A 17,277-nucleotide genomic window follows, 5' to 3' on the forward strand; every position below is an offset into this window, starting at 1 on the left:
TGCGTTGTGCGCTATGATGTGTCGCCCCGTGTGGCGAAAACGCTCGCGCGAGGGTGAAAGATGTCCCCTTCTTGCCCCCCGTACAGGGGGTTGTCGTGTTATCATCCCGGCTTGAACTGATGCGAGGATTGTTTCATGGGTGTAGTGGCCAAGCGGTCGTCGATGATCTTCTATTCCGGTGGCGAGGACCATTTCAGTCACCGTGTGCGGATCGTGCTGGCTGAAAAGGGCGTCGCAGTGGATATTGTCGAAGTGACTGACGACAAGCATCCCGAGGAGCTTGCGGACCTGAACCCGTACAACAGCGTGCCGACGCTGTTGGATCGTGACCTGGTGTTGTACGAGTCCAAGGTCATGATGGAGTATCTGGACGAGCGTTTTCCGCATCCGCCGCTGCTGCCGGTCTACCCCGTTGCGCGTGCTCAGAGCCGTCTTTGGATGCACCGCATCGAGCGCGAGTGGTGCCCGATGGTCGATCGCATCCTGTCCGGCAGCAAGAAGGAAGCCGACAAGGCGCGTAAGGAACTGCGGGAGAGCCTGATAGGGATCTCGCCGATCTTCGAAGACATGCCGTTCTTCATGAGTGAAGAGTTCACTCTGGTGGACTGCTGCCTGGCGCCGATTCTGTGGCGTTTGCCCGCGCTCAACATCGAGCTGCCGGAGAAGCAGGTGCGTCCGTTGATGAGCTACATGGAAAAAGTGTTTGCTCGTGATGGCTTCCGCGCTTCTCTGTCCGAAGCCGAGCGCGAAATTCGCCCCTGAGGGCAACCTGCCCGGTGAGAGTCGGTGCTGGGTGGCGACGCGCCGTTCGGGGCCGCGAGCGGTCCCGAAAGAATGACGGCGAGAGCGCTGCGGCCTCTCGCCTTTCTGCATGTTGCCGTGGTGCGGCTGCCTGGTTGCAGGCACGGAGTACGTCCAGTGTGGCGACACCCCGGGTGGCCGGCCTCGGTCGGGACGATCCGAGTTCCCATTTGCCAACCAAGAGGGCCAAAGTATGAAGTCCAGTCGACCCTATCTGGCCAGGGCGCTCTATGAGTGGCTGCTGGATAACGAATTGACCCCCTATATCGTCGTTGATGCCGAGTACGACAATGTCGAGGTGCCGAGACAGTTTGTCCAGAATGGACAAATCGTGTTGAACCTTGGCCCAAGTGCAGTGCGTGACTTGCATATGGGCAATGACATGATTCGGTTTTCCGCGCGCTTCAGCGGCAAGTCAGAGCTCCTCTTTGTTCCCATCCCTGCGTTGATCGCGCTGTACGCTCGCGAAAACGGTGTGGGCATGGTGTTTGGTCATGAGCCTGAGTTGCCGGCCGATGAGGCCAACGATGTTGATGAGGCGCCTGTGCTTGAGAGTGTCAAGCGCCCACAGGCAGGCGCCGAGCCGTCGGACCAGCAGAACGCTGAGTCCAGTGGCGAGGAAGAGCGGGCCTCAGCGACAGAGGCTGACGAGGCCGACGCCAAGAGCGACGCCAAGAGTGATGGGCAGGCGAAGCCTCCGCGCAAGGGGCGGCCATCGTTGCGGGTCATCAAGTAACGCTGGGCTCACCCCTGGTAGAGCGCTGCGCTGTCACCATGGTGTGGGTATCAGGCGGTAGCGCTGGCCTTATCGTAAAAAACAAACGGCGTCCCCATGGGGACGCCGTTTTTTTTTCGCGGTGCCGGCAGCATCAGTCGATGTAGTCGAATACCTTGACGATGCGCTCCATTCCGCCCGCGTTGGAGACAATATTTACCGCACGGTCCGCCTCGGCGTGGGTAACCAGTCCCATCAGATAAACGGTGGCGTTTTCCGTCACCACGGTGATTCTTCCGGAGTCCACCTGATCGCTGGTGGCCAATGCGGTGCGTGCCTTGGTGTCGAGCCAGGCGTCATTGAGGCGCTGGCTGGTGGGCAGGTTTGCTGCCACGGTCAGTTCGTTGTGCACGCGGCGCACGTTGCGCACTTGGCTGACCACCTCTTCGGCGCGCTGCTTGAGTTCAGCACTGGGCACCTGGCCGGTCAGCAGGACCACGCCGTTGTAGCTGTCGACGTTGATACGGGCGTCGGCCAGTCGAGCATCGGTGCGTCCCAGGTTGTGAGCCGCCTTGGTCTCGATGCTCTCGTCTTCCACCGTGGCACCCAAGGTGCGTTCGCCGTAGTCCTCGTCAATGGTGCCGGGGTTGGTCACCGAGGTGACGGTGGTGCATCCCGCCAGGGCAACGGAGAGCAGCAGGGCGGCCAGCAAGGGGCGTGTGGGACGGGTGTGGGGTTGTTTCATGATATTCACTCGTTACTCGCTTGCACCAAAAAGTTGTTCGTCGATCAGATCGCACAGGCAATGGATGACCAGCAGGTGCACCTCCTGGATGCGCGCCGTGGACGTCGCTGGGACGCGAATCTCGCAATCATCCTGTCCCAGCAGCGAGGCCATGTTGCCGCCGTCGCGGCCAGTCAGGGCCACAACGGTCATGTCGCGATCATGGGCCGCCTGGATGGCCTGGATGACGTTGGCGGAGTTGCCGCTGGTAGAGATGGCCAGCAGCACGTCGCCGGGCTGTCCCAGGGCGCGAATCTGCTTGGAGAAGACCTCGTTGTAGCTGTAATCGTTGGCAATGGAGGTCAGCGTCGAGGTGTCAGTGGTCAATGCCAAGGCTGGCAGGCTGGGACGTTCGCGCTCGAAGCGGTTCAATAGCTCAGATGAGAAGTGCTGGCTATCACCGGCGCTGCCGCCATTGCCGCAGGCCAGGATCTTGCCGTCGGTGACCAGGCACTGGACCATCATCTGGCTGGCGACCTCGATGAACGGAGGAAGCACTTCGCTGGCATAGGTCTTGGTGTCGATGCTGTCGTTGAATTGTCCGAGAATTCGGCTCTGGAAATCCATGCTGCCTTCCTGGTCCATGGGGGCATCCGCGGGGACGCCCGGTGTGTCAGTTCGCTTCGAATGCATTGGCCAACCACTCGGTCTCAAGCTGTGGCGGGGCGCCGGTGATCGCCAGAACATCGAAGCGGCAGGGACATGATAGCCCGTTGTGCTGCAGATAAAAACGCGCCGCCCGGATTAGGCGGCGCTGCTTGGTCGTCGTGATGGTTTCCGCGGCCGAGCCGTGGCGGGTGGTGCGGCGATGGCGAACTTCCACGAAGACCAGGATGTCGCCATCGCGCATGACCAGATCGAGCTCTCCTCCCGGAAAGCGCTGGTTGCGCGCTACCGGGAGCAGGCCTTGCTGCTCAAGCCAAGCTTGTGCATAGCGCTCAATGGCCTGGCCGCGCTGAACGGCGTTCCTGGGGTCAGGGGGCCGCATTGTCATTGCTGGCGTCAACGCTATCGCCGAGTCCATCGCTGAACACCGGGGCCGGCACGCCGTCGCTGAACTGTGCCCATGGCAGCTCACGGTAGATGCGGCCGTCACCTGTGGTGCTCAGGGTACCGGTAGCGCCCTGAATCCGCGAACCAGGCAGTGCCTGGATCTGGGGCATGCGACGAGCCAGCTCATAGGCGTCGACGCCCATGGCCATCAGGCGGAACATGGAGGGCGATCCTTGTTCCTTGAGTTCGCGGTAGCTGTCGTAGTAAGGCAGTGCCTCGGCGCCGCCCACCGCTGCGTCGGGGATGTTCCAGGGAATATCGGCGAATTGAACGCCGTTGAGGTCCTTGTCGAGGCGCGGCTGAGGGGAGCCTTCGTACAGGTGGGACGTCGCGTATACCGGCAGGTTGGAGGCCGAATAGTACTCCATGGTCGGCGGAACCTGGCGCGCGTAGTCTGGTAGAGCCAGTAGGAACAGCATGTCCGGACGCGGATTGCTGATGGCGCGGCGGGTGCTGTCGGTGGCCGGCGCCCCCGGGTTGTAGCGAACCGCGGTGGCAATGTCGCCGCCGAGCTCGCTCCAGGTGTTCCAGAAGGCTTCGCCAACACGCTGCCCCCAATCGTTGTCAGGCACCAGCATGGACGCACTGCGATGGCCATCCTGCCAGCCCCGGCGAGCCGCCTGGCGCGCTTCGTCTTCGGCAGACAAACCGTACTCGTACAGGTTCTTGGTCTGGTTGGCGGCGGATTGACCGTAGTTGAGGGCCAGAGTGGGCAGCGGCAGCTCGGCCCGGCTTTCCAGCTGAGTCACGTCGCTCTTGTCGAGCGGACCGATCACCACCTGGGCGCCGCTGCTCTGGGCCTGCTGGTAGAGTTGGTCGAGGCTTGCGCTGGAGGCATCCAGGAAGCTCAGCTGGGCACCGTTGCCGCCACCGTTGACAACGTTGGACTGCTGGGTGCGGATGCCTTGCTCGATGGCGTCGGCAACTCCCGCCAGCGGGCCTGATTCAGGCAGCAGTACGGCGATGTTCTGCACGCTCTGGCCGCGCAGTTCGCGTAGCTTGCCAATTTGGCTGGGCAGGCGGCGATTGGCCGGGTGGTCTGGGTTGGCGACGCGCCAGTCATCAAGACGGGCAAAAAGCCCCTGGATGTCGCCGCCGCTGCTGTTGACCAGACGGGTCAGCTCCAGCCAGCCCGTCACGATGGTGTTGTCGGGCTGGGACAGGGCGTCCAGTTGGCGGTTGTTGAGCACGCTGAGCTGGTCCCAGATGGCGTCGTTGATGTCTTCCCGGCCGGTATCGCTCTGCACCTGCATCAGCGCTCGGGCTGCCTCCTGGGGCTGGCCCAGCTGACCCAGGGCGAGTCCCTGGCGCAGGCGCAGCAGGTTGGCATCGTCGCTTGCCAGCTGCAGGTCATCCAGCACGCCAGCCGCCTTGATCACCGCCTGGGGGTTGCCCTCGCTGTCACCCAGCTCAGAGAGCAGCATCGCCCAGTCACGCAGGCTCTCGCCAGAGAGCTGGCTTGCGTCCAGGTTGTTCAGTACCTCGAGCGCCTGGGGGCGCCGCCCGGAGCGTGCTAGGATATCGCCCGCTCGCAAGCGGGTCTCGGCGGCCTCTGTGCCTTGTTGCTGTGCGGCCTGAGCAAGAAGCTGATCCGGGTCGTCATCCATGGCCCGTTGCACGATGCTTGGTGTGAAACTGCAGCCGGCCAGAGAGATGGCCAGTACAGCAGCGGCCACGGGGCCGCGAGTCAAAGTCCTCATGAATCCTTCCTTGTCCGTGTTCCGGATGGCAGCCCAGGGAGCCAAGATGTCAGAAGTGAAAGCCGGTTCATTGTACGTGGTCGCCACGCCAATTGGGAATCTGGAAGATTTGAGTCCGCGAGCAGCGGCGGTGCTGGGGCGGGTGGCCCTGGTAGCTGCAGAGGATACTCGGCACAGCGCGCGTTTGATGCGCCACCTCGGTGTCGCGCCTACGATGGTCTCCGTGCACGACCATAATGAGGCGTCCCGGGTAGAGCTGCTGAAGCGCCGCCTGCTCGAGGGTGATGACGTGGCGCTGATCAGTGATGCGGGGACTCCCTTGATCAGTGATCCGGGGTTCGTGGTGGTGCGCGAGCTGCGCCAGCAGGGCTTCTCGATCGTGCCGATTCCCGGTCCCTGTGCCCTGATTACCGCCTTGAGCGCCGCGGGGCTGCCCACGTCCTCCTTTACCTTTCATGGTTTTCTGCCCGCCAAGGGCAGCGGTCGGCGAGCCCGGCTCGAGACCTGGCGCGGCGATACAGGTACGCAGGTGTGCTATGAATCGCCACACCGCATCAAGGATCTGCTGGCGGACCTGGCCGCGCTGCTGGGGGATCGTCAGGTAGTGCTGGGGCGTGAATTGACCAAGACCTTCGAAACCTTCCTCGATGGCACGGCGGCGGAGCTTCTTGCGGTGATCGAGGAAGATCCCAATCAAGCCCGCGGCGAGTTCGTGGTGATGGTGGCCGGAGCGACTGAGGTGGCGTCCGCAGGGCAGGCGGTGGAGGAAGATGCCTTGCTGCGAGCGCTTCTCGACGAAGGTGTCGGTGTGAAGCAGGCGGCGGGTGTCGCCGCGCGGGTGCTGGGCGGAGCCAAGAAGACATGGTATGCCAAGGCCCAGTCACTGAAGGACGGGGATTGAGGGGGTGGCGGGGCACTGGTATGCTTGCCGCGGGAGTTGGCCAGACAGTCGCCGCCGCCGCAAGGCGGGGGAGGAAAGTCCGGGCTCCATAGGGCAGAGTGCCAGGTAACCCCTGGGCGGCGTGAGCCGACGGAAAGTGCAGCAGAGAGTAGACCGCCTACGTCTCCTCAGGGAGGCCGGCAAGGGTGAAAGGGTGCGGTAAGAGCGCACCGCGCGCCTGGCAACAGTGCGTGGCACGGTAAACCCCACTCGGAGCAAGACCAAATAGGAACCCGTTGGCGTGGCCCGCGCTGGGTTCGGGTAGGTTGCTTGAGGGCAGTGGTGACACTGCTCCTAGAGGAATGGCTGTCCTCGACAGAACCCGGCTTATCGGCCGACTCCCCCAGATGTTCTGTGCTCGGGCCTTCGGCCCGGGCATTGCCTCATGAATCTGTGCGGCCAGGAGCCCAGTGGCGAGAGAGTTCCACCGCTGACGGCGTCGTTGGCTGGCCGCGCGTTGGAATATCATCGTCGAACGAGAGCTGCATGCCGTCACCCTCCTCAGAAACGTCCGTGCGCGGCTTCGCCCATGAAAGCGTCTTGCTCGACGGTGCCGTCGATGCCCTGGTACATGATGCCGGTGGTACCTACCTGGACGGCACGTTTGGGCGTGGCGGACACTCCCGCGCCATCCTTTCGCGATTGAACGATAGTGGCAGCCTGCTGGCGCTGGACCGTGATCCCCAGGCCATCGCCGAAGCGGCGTCCATCGATGACCCTCGTTTCAGCATTGAGCAGACCGAGTTCGCGCGGCTCAGGGAAGTGGCCCAGGCGCGCGGCCTGGATGGTCGTCTGTCGGGCATTTTGCTGGATATCGGGGTGTCGTCGCCTCAGCTGGATGATCCCGAGCGGGGTTTCAGCTTTCTACGCGATGGTCCGCTGGACATGCGCATGGATCCGACCCAGGGCGAAAGTGCTGCTGACTGGTTGGCGCGCGTTGATGAAGCCGAGATGAGCTCGGTGTTCAAGCGCTATGGTGAGGAGCGTTTTGCGCGACGCCTCGCCAGGGCGGTGATCGAGCGCCGTCAGCAGCGTCCCTTCACGCGCACAGCTGACCTGGCTGAGGTGATCAAACAGGCCCATCCTGCCTGGGAAAAAGGCAAGCATCCGGCCACCCGGGTGTTTCAGGCCATGCGCATCCACGTCAATGGCGAGCTGGATCAGCTTGAACTCGCCCTTGACGCCGCACTCGAGGCGTTGGCGCCGGGTGGCCACCTGGTGGTGATCAGCTTTCATTCGCTGGAAGACCGCCGGGTGAAGCGCTTTATCCGCGACCACGTCAAAGGGGATACCAATGTGCCCAAAGGTATACCGTTGCGGGATGATCAGATCGCTCGTCGACTGGAATCCGTGGGCAAGGCCATGAAGGCGAGCCCGCAAGAGGTCGAGGCCAACCCGCGTGCGCGCAGTGCCGTGATGCGTGTGGCGCGCAAGCGCTATTGAGGAAAGCAGATGGCTCAAGGACGACAGGATCTCAACGCCTTTGGCTGGCCGCTGCCGACAGCGCTGTCACCGAGGCTGTTGCTGGTGGCCGCGCTGCTGCTGGCGTGCCTGATGTCGGCGCTTGCCGTCATCAGCGTCAGTCATCAAACCCGCCAGCACTATGCGACCCTTCAGGAGCTCGAGCGAGAGCAGCAGCAGCTGCAGACCGAATGGGGGCAGCTGTTGCTGGAAGAGAGCGCCTGGTCGACTCCTTCGCGGATTGAGCGATTGGCGGTAGAGCGGCTCGAGATGCGCTTGCCGGATATCCATGACATCGAGGTGATTGGGCCATGACCGCGGAGCTCCCTCGGGGTGTGACGCCGCGACGACCTCCGCCCATGGAGCCGATGGGTCGTGCGCGTTACATCGTCATGATGACGCTGATCCTGGTCGGGCTGGGGCTACTTGCCGGACGCATCGTCGACCTGCATGTGATCAATCGAAACTTTCTGCAGGTGCAGGGCGACGCGCGTACCCTGCGCACCGACCCGATACCCGCCCATCGGGGCATGATCACTGATCGCCACGGGGAGCCGCTGGCGATATCCACGCCGGTTGTTACGCTCTGGGCCAATCCCCAGGACCTGCCGGATGACAACATCCAGCGACTGAGGCTGGCTCAGGCACTGGGCCAGGACCTGGACGCGCTCAACGATCGCATCGAGCGGTATAGCGAACGAGAGTTCATGTATCTGCGGCGTCGGATGACCCCAGCCCAGGCCGAGGAAGTGTTGAAGCTGAGGGTACCTGGCGTCCATGCCCGGGAAGAGTACAAGCGCTACTACCCGGCGGGAGAGGTGATCGCCCAATTGCTGGGTGTGACCAACGTCGACGACCAGGGGCAGGAGGGGCTGGAGCTGGCCTATCAGTCCTACCTGTCGGGAGAGCCCGGCAAGCGCCGCGTGCTCAAGGATCGTCGTGGCCGCCTGGTGCGGGATCTCGAGGTTCTTCAGGAAGCCGAACCGGGCGGCAACCTCACGCTCTCCATCGACCAACGCCTGCAATACATGGCATACCGCGAGCTGAAGGCTGCGGTGGATGAAAACGATGCCGACGGCGGCGTGCTGGTGATGATGGACGCACGCACCGGCGAAGTGTTGGCCATGGCCAACCAACCCTCGTACAACCCTAACAATCGCGCAGGCCTGGATCCTCAGGGCTTGCGCAACAGGGCCATGGTAGACGTATTCGAGCCGGGATCGGTGATGAAGCCCTTGGCCATGTCGGCGCTGCTGGAAACCGGGCGGTTTCCCCCCGACTTGGTAGTCGATACCTCCCCCGGCTGGATGCGCATCGATCGCTACACGATCCGTGACGTATCCAACAACGGTGCCTTGACCCTGGCGGGTATCCTGCGCAAGTCCTCCAATATCGGCATGGCCAAGCTGACCTTGCAGCTCGATGATCCGGTGGTGCCTGACCGCTACCGCGCACTGGGCTTCGGGCAGGCGCCGGGCACCGGCTTTCCCGGCGAGGCCACGGGCAACATGCCGGCTCCCGCGGTCTGGTCGAGCAGTCAGTGGGCGGCCTTGTCCTACGGTTACGGTCTGTCGGTCACGGCGCTGCAATTGGCCAGCGCCTATACCTCCATTGCCAATCACGGCGAACGTCTTCCGCCCTCTCTGCTGCGCCTCAGTCGCGAGCCCCAGGGGGAGCAGGTGGTCCAGCCGGACGTGGCTGACCGCGTCCTGGCCATGATGGATGAAGTCGTGGCACCGGGTACCGGCGCTCGCCGGGCCCTGGTTCCCGGTTACAGCGTGGCCGGCAAGACCGGTACCGTGCGCAAGAGCGGCAGTGGCGGTTACGAACAAAATGCCTACCGCGCGCTGTTTGTCGGCATCACGCCGGTGTCGGATCCGCGGATCATCACCGTGGTCATGATTGACCACCCACGGGGCGACGCCTATTACGGTGGTGCCATCGCCGCGCCGGTATTCTCGCGGGTGGCCGGCAGCGCCCTGCGAATTCTCGACGTACCGCCAGATCGCCCCGATGAGGAGGCCGGTACCCCATGATGCAGACCGCGACGGAGCCTGGCATGACCCTTTCTCTGGCACGCCTCAAGGGCGTGCTGCTGCAGTGTTGGCAAGACCTTCCGCTGACGCAGGACGATCAGGACGAGGCGCTGGCGGTGACGCTCAGCACCGACAGTCGCGAGATCGCCGAAGGCGATGTCTTTATCGCGATCCCTGGCGTGGCGGGTGACGGTCGAGCCTTTGTCGATCAGGCTCTGGCCCAGGGGGCACTGATGGTCCTCGCCGAGGCGAAGGAGGACCAGCCCAGAATCGATGGTCGAGTGCTGTGGCTGCCAGAGCTCGCTGACAGGCTCGGCGAGTTTGCTCGCAGCGTCTACCAGGTACCCGACAGCCTGGAGCTGATCGGGGTGACCGGGACCAATGGCAAGAGCTCAGTGACCCATTATATTGCCGAGCTGTCAGCGGCCATCGGTGTCGACTGCGGGGTGATCGGCACCTTGGGTCACGGGCGCCCTGGCGCTCTTGCGCAGGGCATTCACACCACCCCCCAGCCCTTGACGCTGCAGCGCCAGCTGGGTGAGTTGGCGGCCTCGGGGCTGCAACGGGTGGCCATGGAAGTGTCCAGCCACGCTCTCGAGCAGGACCGCGTGGCGGGATGTCGCTTCCATGCCGCCGTGTTCACCAATCTCAGTCGAGACCACCTGGACTATCACGGCAGCATGGTGGCCTATGCGGCGGCCAAGGCAAAGCTGTTCAAGCGCCCTGAGCTCGGGCTGGCGGTCGTCAATGGTGACGATCCTCTGGCGCGATTGATGCTGGCCGGGGTGTCCCGTGATACCCGCGTACTGGCCTGCGGTGAGGCGTCTGACGTGTCGCTGCGAGTGCTGGACGTAGAGCCGCATGCCAGCGGCCAGCGCGCGCTGATCGCGACCCCCGATGAAGAGCGGGTGCTGCAGCTGCCGTTGTTGGGGCGCTTCAATCTCGACAACGTGCTGCTGGCGATGGCCAGCCTCTATGGGCTGGGCGCGGGCATCGACGAGCTGGTGTCTGCCGCCGAGCGCTTGACCCCTGTGCCCGGGCGAATGCAGGCCATACTGCGCGAGCATGCACCGGTGGTGGTCATCGACTACGCCCATACGCCAGATGCCCTGGAGAACGCACTGGCAGCGCTCAAGGCGCATCTGCCTGGGCGTGGCAAGCTATGGTGTCTGGTAGGCTGCGGTGGCGACCGTGACAGCGGTAAGCGCCCGTTGATGGCACAGGTGGCTGCCCGTCACGCCCAAGCTGTGGTGATCACCGATGACAACCCACGCAGCGAGGATCCTGCTGCCATCCGTGAGGCCATGCTGGAGGGGCTGACAGCCGAACAGCGCGCCAGCGCCTGGAATATTGCTGGTCGTGGCGTTGCGATCGCCCGAACGGTGGCGGAAGCGGGTCCCGATGACGTCATTCTGGTGGCCGGCAAGGGGCACGAGACCTACCAGGAAGTGCTTGGCGTCCGCCATGACTTTTCCGACCTGGATGAGGCGCAAGCCGCCCTCGACCAGCGCCCAAGGAGGCTCTAAGCATGCGTCGTGATGAGCTCACCACGCTGTCAGGCGTCTGTCGTGCGCTAGGCCTGTCAGAGGCGGATGTTGAAGACAGCGAGATGGCTTCGATCGTCACCGACACGCGTCAGCTGGTTCCCGGCTCGCTGTTCGTGGCGTTGCGAGGGGAGCGCTTCGACGCTCACGACTTTGTGTCCCAGGCGCGCCAGGCCGGTGCGATCGCGGCGGTGGTCGAGCGCGCGGTGGACGATCCGCTGCCACAGCTGGTGGTGGGGGATACGCGGATGGCGCTGGGGCTGCTGGCCAGAGCCCATCGTCGGGCCTGGAAGGGTCCCATCGTCGCGGTGACGGGTAATAGCGGCAAGACGACCGTCAAGCAGATGCTGGCGACGCTGCTCGGCCGCGCAGGCTCGACCCTGGCGACCCAGGGCAATCTGAACAACGATATCGGCGCTCCGCTGACGCTGCTGCGGTTGGCGCCCGAGCACCGCCAGGCGGTGGTGGAGCTTGGGGCCAACCATCTCGGCGAGATTGCCTGGACAACGGCACTGACCGAGCCCCAGGTGGCGGTGATTACCAATGTGACGGGGGCCCACGTCGGTGAGTTTGGTGGCATGGGACGGATAGCTCAGGCCAAGGGGGAAATCCTGGCCGGGCTGGCAGCCTCCGGGATCGCCGTGCTGAATCGCGATGATCGCTACTTCTCGATGTGGTCAGCCTTGGCGGCGCCGCGCGAGGTCATCGGTTTCGGCTTGACCCGAGAAGCACGCATGAATGCCTCGGAACTGGTCTGTGATGAGCTCGGGCGCTATGCTTTCACGCTGAATTTCGATGGCAGTGTGCTGGGGCGGGTGCAGCTCCCCCTGATGGGCCTGCACAATGTGTCAAACGCTCTGGCAGCCGCCGCAGCGGCCGTGGCAATGGGGCTTTCCGGGGAAGAGGTGGTGGCCGGTCTTGCGCTGGTCACCCCGACGGCCGGGAGACTGACGGTCGAGCAGGGGCTGCGTGACAGTCGGCTGCTGGATGACACCTATAATGCCAACCCAGGGGCAGTCAAGGCGGCGATCGATGCGCTGTTGGGTCTGCCTGGCCCTCATTGGTGTCTGCTCGGCGCCATGGGTGAACTGGGAGCCGCGTCCGATGACCTGCATGCGGACATCGGGCGCTACGCGCGGGAACGCGGTATCACATTTCTCGGCACCCTGGGAGAGGCGGCCAACCCTGCCGCCCAGGCCTTCGGTGAAGGTGGGTGCCATTTTTCTGATCAGGCGGCGATGGTCCGCCACGTGCAGCAACATTTGCCCCAAGGCGCCAGCGTGTTGGTGAAGGGCTCCCGCTCTGCGGGGATGGAGACTGTCGTGGCAGCCTTGCGCCCAGATGTTTCAAGGTGAACCTGATACATGTTGCTTTTCCTGGCTGAAGTGTTGGCGAACTATCAAAGCGCCTTCAACGTCTTTGGTTATCTCACTCTGCGGATGATCCTGGCGACCATCACGGCGCTGGTGCTGTGCTTGTGGTTCGGGCCGCTGATGATCCGCCGGTTGGTCGAACGTCAGATCGGGCAGGCGGTTCGCGATGACGGTCCTCAGTCGCATCTGTCCAAGGCGGGGACACCGACCATGGGCGGTGCGATGATCCTGATGGCCATGGCGGTGAGCACGCTGTTGTGGGGGGACCTCACCAACCACTATGTGTGGGTGGTGCTGCTGGTGACCCTCGGCTTCGGTGCCATCGGTTGGGTCGACGACTATCGCAAGGTCGTGGAGAAAAACCCGCGGGGCCTGCCTGCTCGCTGGAAGTACTTCTGGCAGTCGGTGATTGGTCTGGCGGCTGCGGTGGTGCTGTACGTGACGGCGGCATCGCCGGTGGAAACCAGCCTGATCCTGCCCCTGTTCAAGGACTTCGTCCTGCCCCTGGGTCTGTTCTATATCCTGTTGACCTACCTGGTGATCGTCGGTGCGTCCAACGCGGTGAACCTGACCGATGGCCTGGACGGCCTGGCGATCATGCCCACGGTCATGGTGGCCATGGGGCTTGGGGTGTTTGCCTATGCCAGCGGTAATGCGGTGTTTTCCAGCTACCTGCAGATTCCGATGATTCCCGGTGCCGGTGAGTTGGCCGTGTTCTGCGCCACCATCTCCGGCGCTGGCCTCGGTTTTCTCTGGTTCAACACCTATCCCGCCCAGGTCTTCATGGGCGACGTGGGCGCACTTGCCCTGGGGGCTGCGCTGGGTGTGGTCGCGGTGATTGTGCGCCAGGAGGTGGTGCTGTTCATCATGGGCGGCGTGTTCGTCATGGAAACCGTGTCGGTCATTCTTCAGGTGGGCTCCTACAAGCTGACCGGGCGGCGGATCTTCCGCATGGCTCCGCTGCACCATCACTTCGAATTGAAGGGCTGGCCTGAGCCGCGTGTGATCGTGAGGTTCTGGATCATCACCGTGGTGCTCGTGCTGCTGGGTCTCGCAACCCTCAAGATTCGCTGAGGCTGACATGAACGCGAGTCGCTCACGCTTGCCGCAGCACCTGGTGGTGCCGGCGTCGATGACGGTGGTGGTGGGTCTTGGGGTATCGGGGATGGCTATCTGTCGCCATCTGGAGCGCCTTGGCCGAGAGTTCATGGTGGTGGATACCCGCGACGCCCCGCCTGGACTCGATGCGTTTCTGCGTGAGTTTCCCGAGGTGCCGTACCGCCTAGGCCCACTAGCGGGGCTCGTCCTCGATCACGCGCGGGAAGTCGTGCTCAGCCCTGGTGTCGACCCCCATCAGCCGTGCTTTGCAGCCCTTGCCGAGGATCGCCGGGACGATACGGGAGAGCCACGGCTGATCGGCGAGATTGCACTATTTTGCCGCGCCTGCCAGGCACCGATCGTCGCCATCACCGGCGCCAATGCCAAGTCCACGGTGACCACCCTGGTAGGCGAGATGGCGCGTGAGGCCGGTCGCAAGGTCGCGGTGGGAGGCAATCTCGGTACCCCGGCCCTCGACCTGCTGATACAGGAGCCGTCGGCGGATCTCTACGTGCTGGAGCTGTCCAGCTTTCAGCTCGAGACCACCCCTTGGCTTGGCGCCGAGTCCGCTGCCTTTCTCAACCTGAGTGAGGACCACCTCGATCGCCATGGTGATATGGCGGGCTATCGTCGAGCCAAGCAGCGGATTTTCCGCGGTGCCTCCCATGGGGTCATCAATGCGGAAGACCCTGAGACCTGGCCGGAGTCGTCACTGCCTGCGGTGTCGCGCTTTGGGGTCGTGGATCCCGCGCCCGAGCATGATGACTGGGGCGTGGCAGAGCACCAGGGCGAGCCGTGGTTCATGCATGGCCCGCGCCCGTTGTTTCCGGTTTCCCGTATGCGTCAGGTAGGACGCCATCATCAGGCCAACGCCTTGGCCGCCATGGCCATGGGGTATCGGCTCGGATTTCCGCTGGAGGACATGGCCAGCGTGCTGGAGAGGTTTACCGGGCTTGCGCACCGCAGTGAGTGGCTGGCAACGGTAGGCGAGGTCGACTGGATCAATGACTCCAAGGGCACCAACGTCGGCGCCACGCTGGCCGCGATTGCCGGTCTCGGGCCGACCCTCAAGGGGCGGCTCATCCTGCTGGCCGGCGGTGTGGGCAAGGGGGCTGACTTCAGTCCCTTGGCGCAGCCGCTGGGGCACTACGCACGGGAGGCCGTGCTGTTTGGTCAAGACGCGCCGCAGCTGGCACAGGCGTTGGCCGAGCGGGTGCCGGTGACGCGGGTCGACGATCTACGCGCTGCGGTTGAGCGTGCCCGGCACATCGCCGAGCCGGGAGACGTGGTGTTGCTGTCGCCTGCCTGCGCCAGCCTCGACCAGTTCCCCAACTATCTGGCTCGCGGCGAGGCCTTCCGCTCGCTTGTTCACGCTCTGGCCAATGGAGGCCGTACATGAGTCGCCTGTCCCGAACCCGGCATCGTTTCGGTGTCCTGCGCGAGCACCTGTCGACTCGTGATCACAGCTTTGATGGCTGGTTGCTGGTCGCCACCCTGTCGCTGCTGTTGATGGGTTGGATCATGGTGACCTCGGCGTCTACCGAAGTAGCGACCAGCCTGACCGGCAATGCCTGGTACTTCAGTATTCGACACGGCATCTTTGTGCTGGGTGGCCTGACGGTTGGCGCTCTGGCGCTGCGAGTGCCGCTGGCCTGGTGGAAGGCCAATGGCCCGCTGCTGCTGCTGGTCGGGCTGGTGCTTCTGCTGCTGGTGCTGCTGGTGGGGCGTGAGGTCAATGGCAGCCGTCGCTGGCTGTCGATTCCCGGAGTGCCGTTCAATTTGCAGGCTTCCGAGGTAGCCAAGCTCTGCCTGATCACCTACATGGCCGGTTATCTTGAGCGGTTCTTGCCCCAGGTGAGGCGTCAGTGGGGAGCGTTCCTGCGTCCTCTGGTGGTGGTGGGCGTGGTCGCGGTGCTGCTGATTCTCGAGCCGGATTACGGTGGTGTCGTGGTCATGACCAGCTGTGTCATGGGGATGCTGTTGATGGCTGGGGCGCCCTGGGGGCGCTTCATTCTGCTGTTTATCCTGGTGGGGTCTCTCGGCGCCATCCTGGCGGTGGCCGAACCTTACCGGATGGCACGCCTGACCAGTTTTATCGATCCCTGGGCGGACCAGTTCGCCAGTGGTTATCAGCTGACCCAGGCGTTGATCGCCTTTGGGCGCGGCCATTTGATCGGCATGGGCTTGGGTAATAGCGTGCAGAAGCTGTTCTACCTGCCGGAAGCACACACCGATTTCGTGTTTGCGGTGCTGGCTGAAGAGCTCGGCATGATCGGGGCCATCGCCGTCGTTGGCCTGTTCGCCCTGCTGGTATGGCGGGCAATGGCGGTGGGTCGCCGGGCTGAGCTTGCCAGAATGCCCTTCGCTGCGTACCTCAGTTATGGCATTGCGCTGGTGATTGGCGCCCAGGCATTTATCAATATTGCGGTCAGTACCGGCATGCTGCCGACCAAGGGGTTGACCCTGCCGCTACTGTCCTACGGCGGGTCCAGCCTGGTGGTGAGCTGTGTCATGGTGGCACTGCTGCTGCGGGTGGATGTCGAGACCCGCGAGCGATTGCGCCGGCAGTCTCCGACAGCCAAGCGCGAGTCGGGGCGCAGGGCGCCGAGACGAACCCAGGCTGCAGGAGTGAAGCCGTGAGCGAGCAACAGGGAAGGCGAGCATTGATCATGGCCGGCGGCACCGGGGGACATGTTATTCCCGCACTGTCGCTGGCGCGGGGCCTTCAGGCTCAGGGCGTTGAGGTGGCCTGGCTGGGTAGCCCCAGGGGCATAGAGAATCGTCTGGTTCCGGAGGCGGGCATCCCGCTTCACCAGATCGCTGTCAGCGGCTTGCGCGGTAACGGCGCTGCCGGCTGGTTGTTGGCGCCGGTGCGGCTGTCCCGTGCAGTGTGTCAGGCTCGCCAGATCATTCGTGAATACGACCCCCAGCTGGTGGTAGGGCTGGGCGGCTTCGCCAGCGGCCCCGGTGGGCTGGCGGCGAAGTGGTGTGGTAAGCCACTGGTGATACATGAACAGAACGCGGTCGCCGGCTTGACCAACCGCGCGCTGTCGCGCTTGGCGCGGCGCGTCTATGCCGCCTTTCCCCAGGCCTTTGGCGGCAGGGCAGAGGTGATCGGCAATCCCGTGCGTGAGGAAATTGCCGCGCTGGGCGACACCCTGCGCCAGGCCAGCGAGATGCGTGGCCGGCGACTGCGCCTGTTGGTGGTGGGCGGATCCCTGGGTGCCTTGGCGCTCAATCAACAGGTGCCCGAGGCGCTGGCCTCGCTCCCGGAAGAGATGCGTCCCGAGGTCCGCCATCAGGCGGGGCGCGACAAGGACCAGGCGACCCGCGAGGGCTACGCCGCCAGCGGCGTCGAGGCACAGGTCAGTGACTTTATCGCGGATATGGCGGCGGCCTATGACTGGGCCGACCTGGTGGTCTGCCGTTCCGGTGCCCTGACCGTGGCCGAGCTGGCTGCGGCGGCAAAGCCAGCCTTGTTCGTGCCATTTCCCCATGCGGTGGACGATCACCAGACGGCCAACGCCCAGGCATTGGTCAGTGCTGGCGCGGCGGCACTGATTCAGCAACGAGACATGAACCCGACGTCTCTGGCACAGCGCCTTGAGACGTTGCTTGAGCCCGACACACTGGCGAGCATGGCGAGCAAGGCACGGGCTGAGGCCCATCTGGACGCCGTGGATCGACTGGTAGCGGGCTGTATGGAGACAGGCTTTGAGTAATCAGACCCAAGGGCCGGTACCCGGCCAAGTGACCCCATCTCCTCTTGCCG

General features: G+C 64.0%; 16 protein-coding genes and 1 other RNA gene. 13 read left to right on the plus strand and 4 right to left on the minus strand.

All coding sequences use genetic code 11. The features are described 5' to 3' along the window. Window positions 1-135: 135 nt before the first annotated feature. Window positions 136-762, plus strand: coding sequence for a stringent starvation protein SspA (sspA, locus tag KUV45_RS10535; protein ID WP_206937280.1), 627 nt, complete (start codon window positions 136-138; stop codon window positions 760-762). 232 nt (window positions 763-994) lie between these two features. Beyond that, window positions 995-1,537, plus strand: coding sequence for a ClpXP protease specificity-enhancing factor (locus KUV45_RS10540; protein ID WP_222163006.1), 543 nt, complete (start codon window positions 995-997; stop codon window positions 1,535-1,537). A 133-nt stretch (window positions 1,538-1,670) separates the two neighbouring features. Here the strand turns inward: KUV45_RS10540 and KUV45_RS10545 are convergent, their stop codons facing one another. The 4 genes from KUV45_RS10545 to KUV45_RS10560 are packed head-to-tail and all read right to left on the minus strand — an operon-like array spanning window position 1,671 to window position 5,053. Then, window positions 1,671-2,261, minus strand: a complete 591-nt coding sequence (locus KUV45_RS10545) for a BON domain-containing protein (RefSeq protein ID WP_222163007.1) — start codon at window positions 2,259-2,261, stop codon at window positions 1,671-1,673. A gap of 12 nt (window positions 2,262-2,273) precedes the next feature. Continuing rightward, entirely contained in the window at window positions 2,274-2,867 is a 594-nt protein-coding gene (locus KUV45_RS10550; RefSeq protein ID WP_206937288.1) for a phosphoheptose isomerase, read from the minus strand. A gap of 46 nt (window positions 2,868-2,913) precedes the next feature. Next, window positions 2,914-3,294 carry a YraN family protein gene (locus KUV45_RS10555; RefSeq protein WP_222163008.1) on the minus strand — a complete coding sequence of 127 codons (381 nt, stop codon included), beginning with the start codon at window positions 3,292-3,294 and terminating at the stop codon, window positions 2,914-2,916. Beyond that, window positions 3,275-5,053, minus strand: coding sequence for a penicillin-binding protein activator (locus KUV45_RS10560; protein WP_222163009.1), 1,779 nt, complete (start codon window positions 5,051-5,053; stop codon window positions 3,275-3,277). The genes KUV45_RS10555 and KUV45_RS10560 overlap by 20 nt, the downstream gene beginning before the upstream one ends. A 46-nt stretch (window positions 5,054-5,099) precedes the next feature. Here KUV45_RS10560 and rsmI point away from each other — a divergent pair, with 46 nt between their 5' ends. The 11 genes from rsmI (at window position 5,100) to murG (ending at window position 17,227) form a co-directional block, all read left to right on the plus strand. Beyond that, window positions 5,100-5,954, plus strand: a complete 855-nt coding sequence (gene rsmI, locus KUV45_RS10565) for a 16S rRNA (cytidine(1402)-2'-O)-methyltransferase (RefSeq protein WP_222163010.1) — start codon at window positions 5,100-5,102, stop codon at window positions 5,952-5,954. Between the two features lie 32 nt (window positions 5,955-5,986). Beyond that, window positions 5,987-6,339, plus strand: an RNA gene (gene rnpB / locus KUV45_RS10570) — RNase P RNA component class A. Between the two features lie 140 nt (window positions 6,340-6,479). Then, a complete protein-coding gene (rsmH, locus tag KUV45_RS10575) occupies window positions 6,480-7,436 on the plus strand; it encodes a 16S rRNA (cytosine(1402)-N(4))-methyltransferase RsmH (RefSeq protein ID WP_222163011.1) in 957 nt (318 codons plus the stop codon). Between the two features lie 9 nt (window positions 7,437-7,445). Beyond that, window positions 7,446-7,769, plus strand: coding sequence for a cell division protein FtsL (ftsL, locus tag KUV45_RS10580; protein ID WP_206937299.1), 324 nt, complete (start codon window positions 7,446-7,448; stop codon window positions 7,767-7,769). A gap of 53 nt (window positions 7,770-7,822) precedes the next feature. Beyond that, window positions 7,823-9,490 carry a peptidoglycan D,D-transpeptidase FtsI family protein gene (locus tag KUV45_RS10585; protein ID WP_374107030.1) on the plus strand — a complete coding sequence of 556 codons (1,668 nt, stop codon included), beginning with the start codon at window positions 7,823-7,825 and terminating at the stop codon, window positions 9,488-9,490. Between the two features lie 23 nt (window positions 9,491-9,513). Further along, entirely contained in the window at window positions 9,514-11,016 is a 1,503-nt protein-coding gene (locus tag KUV45_RS10590; protein ID WP_222163012.1) for a UDP-N-acetylmuramoyl-L-alanyl-D-glutamate--2,6-diaminopimelate ligase, read from the plus strand. A gap of 2 nt (window positions 11,017-11,018) precedes the next feature. Continuing rightward, entirely contained in the window at window positions 11,019-12,389 is a 1,371-nt protein-coding gene (gene murF / locus KUV45_RS10595; RefSeq protein ID WP_222163013.1) for a UDP-N-acetylmuramoyl-tripeptide--D-alanyl-D-alanine ligase, read from the plus strand. A gap of 9 nt (window positions 12,390-12,398) precedes the next feature. Continuing rightward, a complete protein-coding gene (gene mraY, locus KUV45_RS10600) occupies window positions 12,399-13,481 on the plus strand; it encodes a phospho-N-acetylmuramoyl-pentapeptide-transferase (protein WP_206937310.1) in 1,083 nt (360 codons plus the stop codon). Between the two features lie 7 nt (window positions 13,482-13,488). Next, on the plus strand, window positions 13,489-14,904 hold the full coding sequence (murD, locus tag KUV45_RS10605; protein WP_222163014.1) for a UDP-N-acetylmuramoyl-L-alanine--D-glutamate ligase: 1,416 nt from the start codon (window positions 13,489-13,491) through the stop codon (window positions 14,902-14,904). Further along, window positions 14,901-16,145 (plus strand): putative lipid II flippase FtsW, encoded by a 1,245-nt coding sequence (gene ftsW / locus KUV45_RS10610; protein ID WP_206937315.1) that lies wholly within the window; start codon window positions 14,901-14,903, stop codon window positions 16,143-16,145. Before murD ends, ftsW begins: the two co-directional genes overlap by 4 nt. After that, window positions 16,142-17,227: an undecaprenyldiphospho-muramoylpentapeptide beta-N-acetylglucosaminyltransferase gene (gene murG, locus KUV45_RS10615; RefSeq protein WP_224852039.1), complete on the plus strand. Its 1,086-nt coding sequence runs from the start codon at window positions 16,142-16,144 to the stop codon at window positions 17,225-17,227. The genes ftsW and murG overlap by 4 nt, the downstream gene beginning before the upstream one ends. Window positions 17,228-17,277 lie beyond the last annotated feature (50 nt).

Source organism: Halomonas sp. DP3Y7-2, assembly GCF_019800795.1.
GTDB classification, from domain to species: Bacteria; Pseudomonadota; Gammaproteobacteria; order Pseudomonadales; family Halomonadaceae; genus Halomonas; species Halomonas litopenaei_A.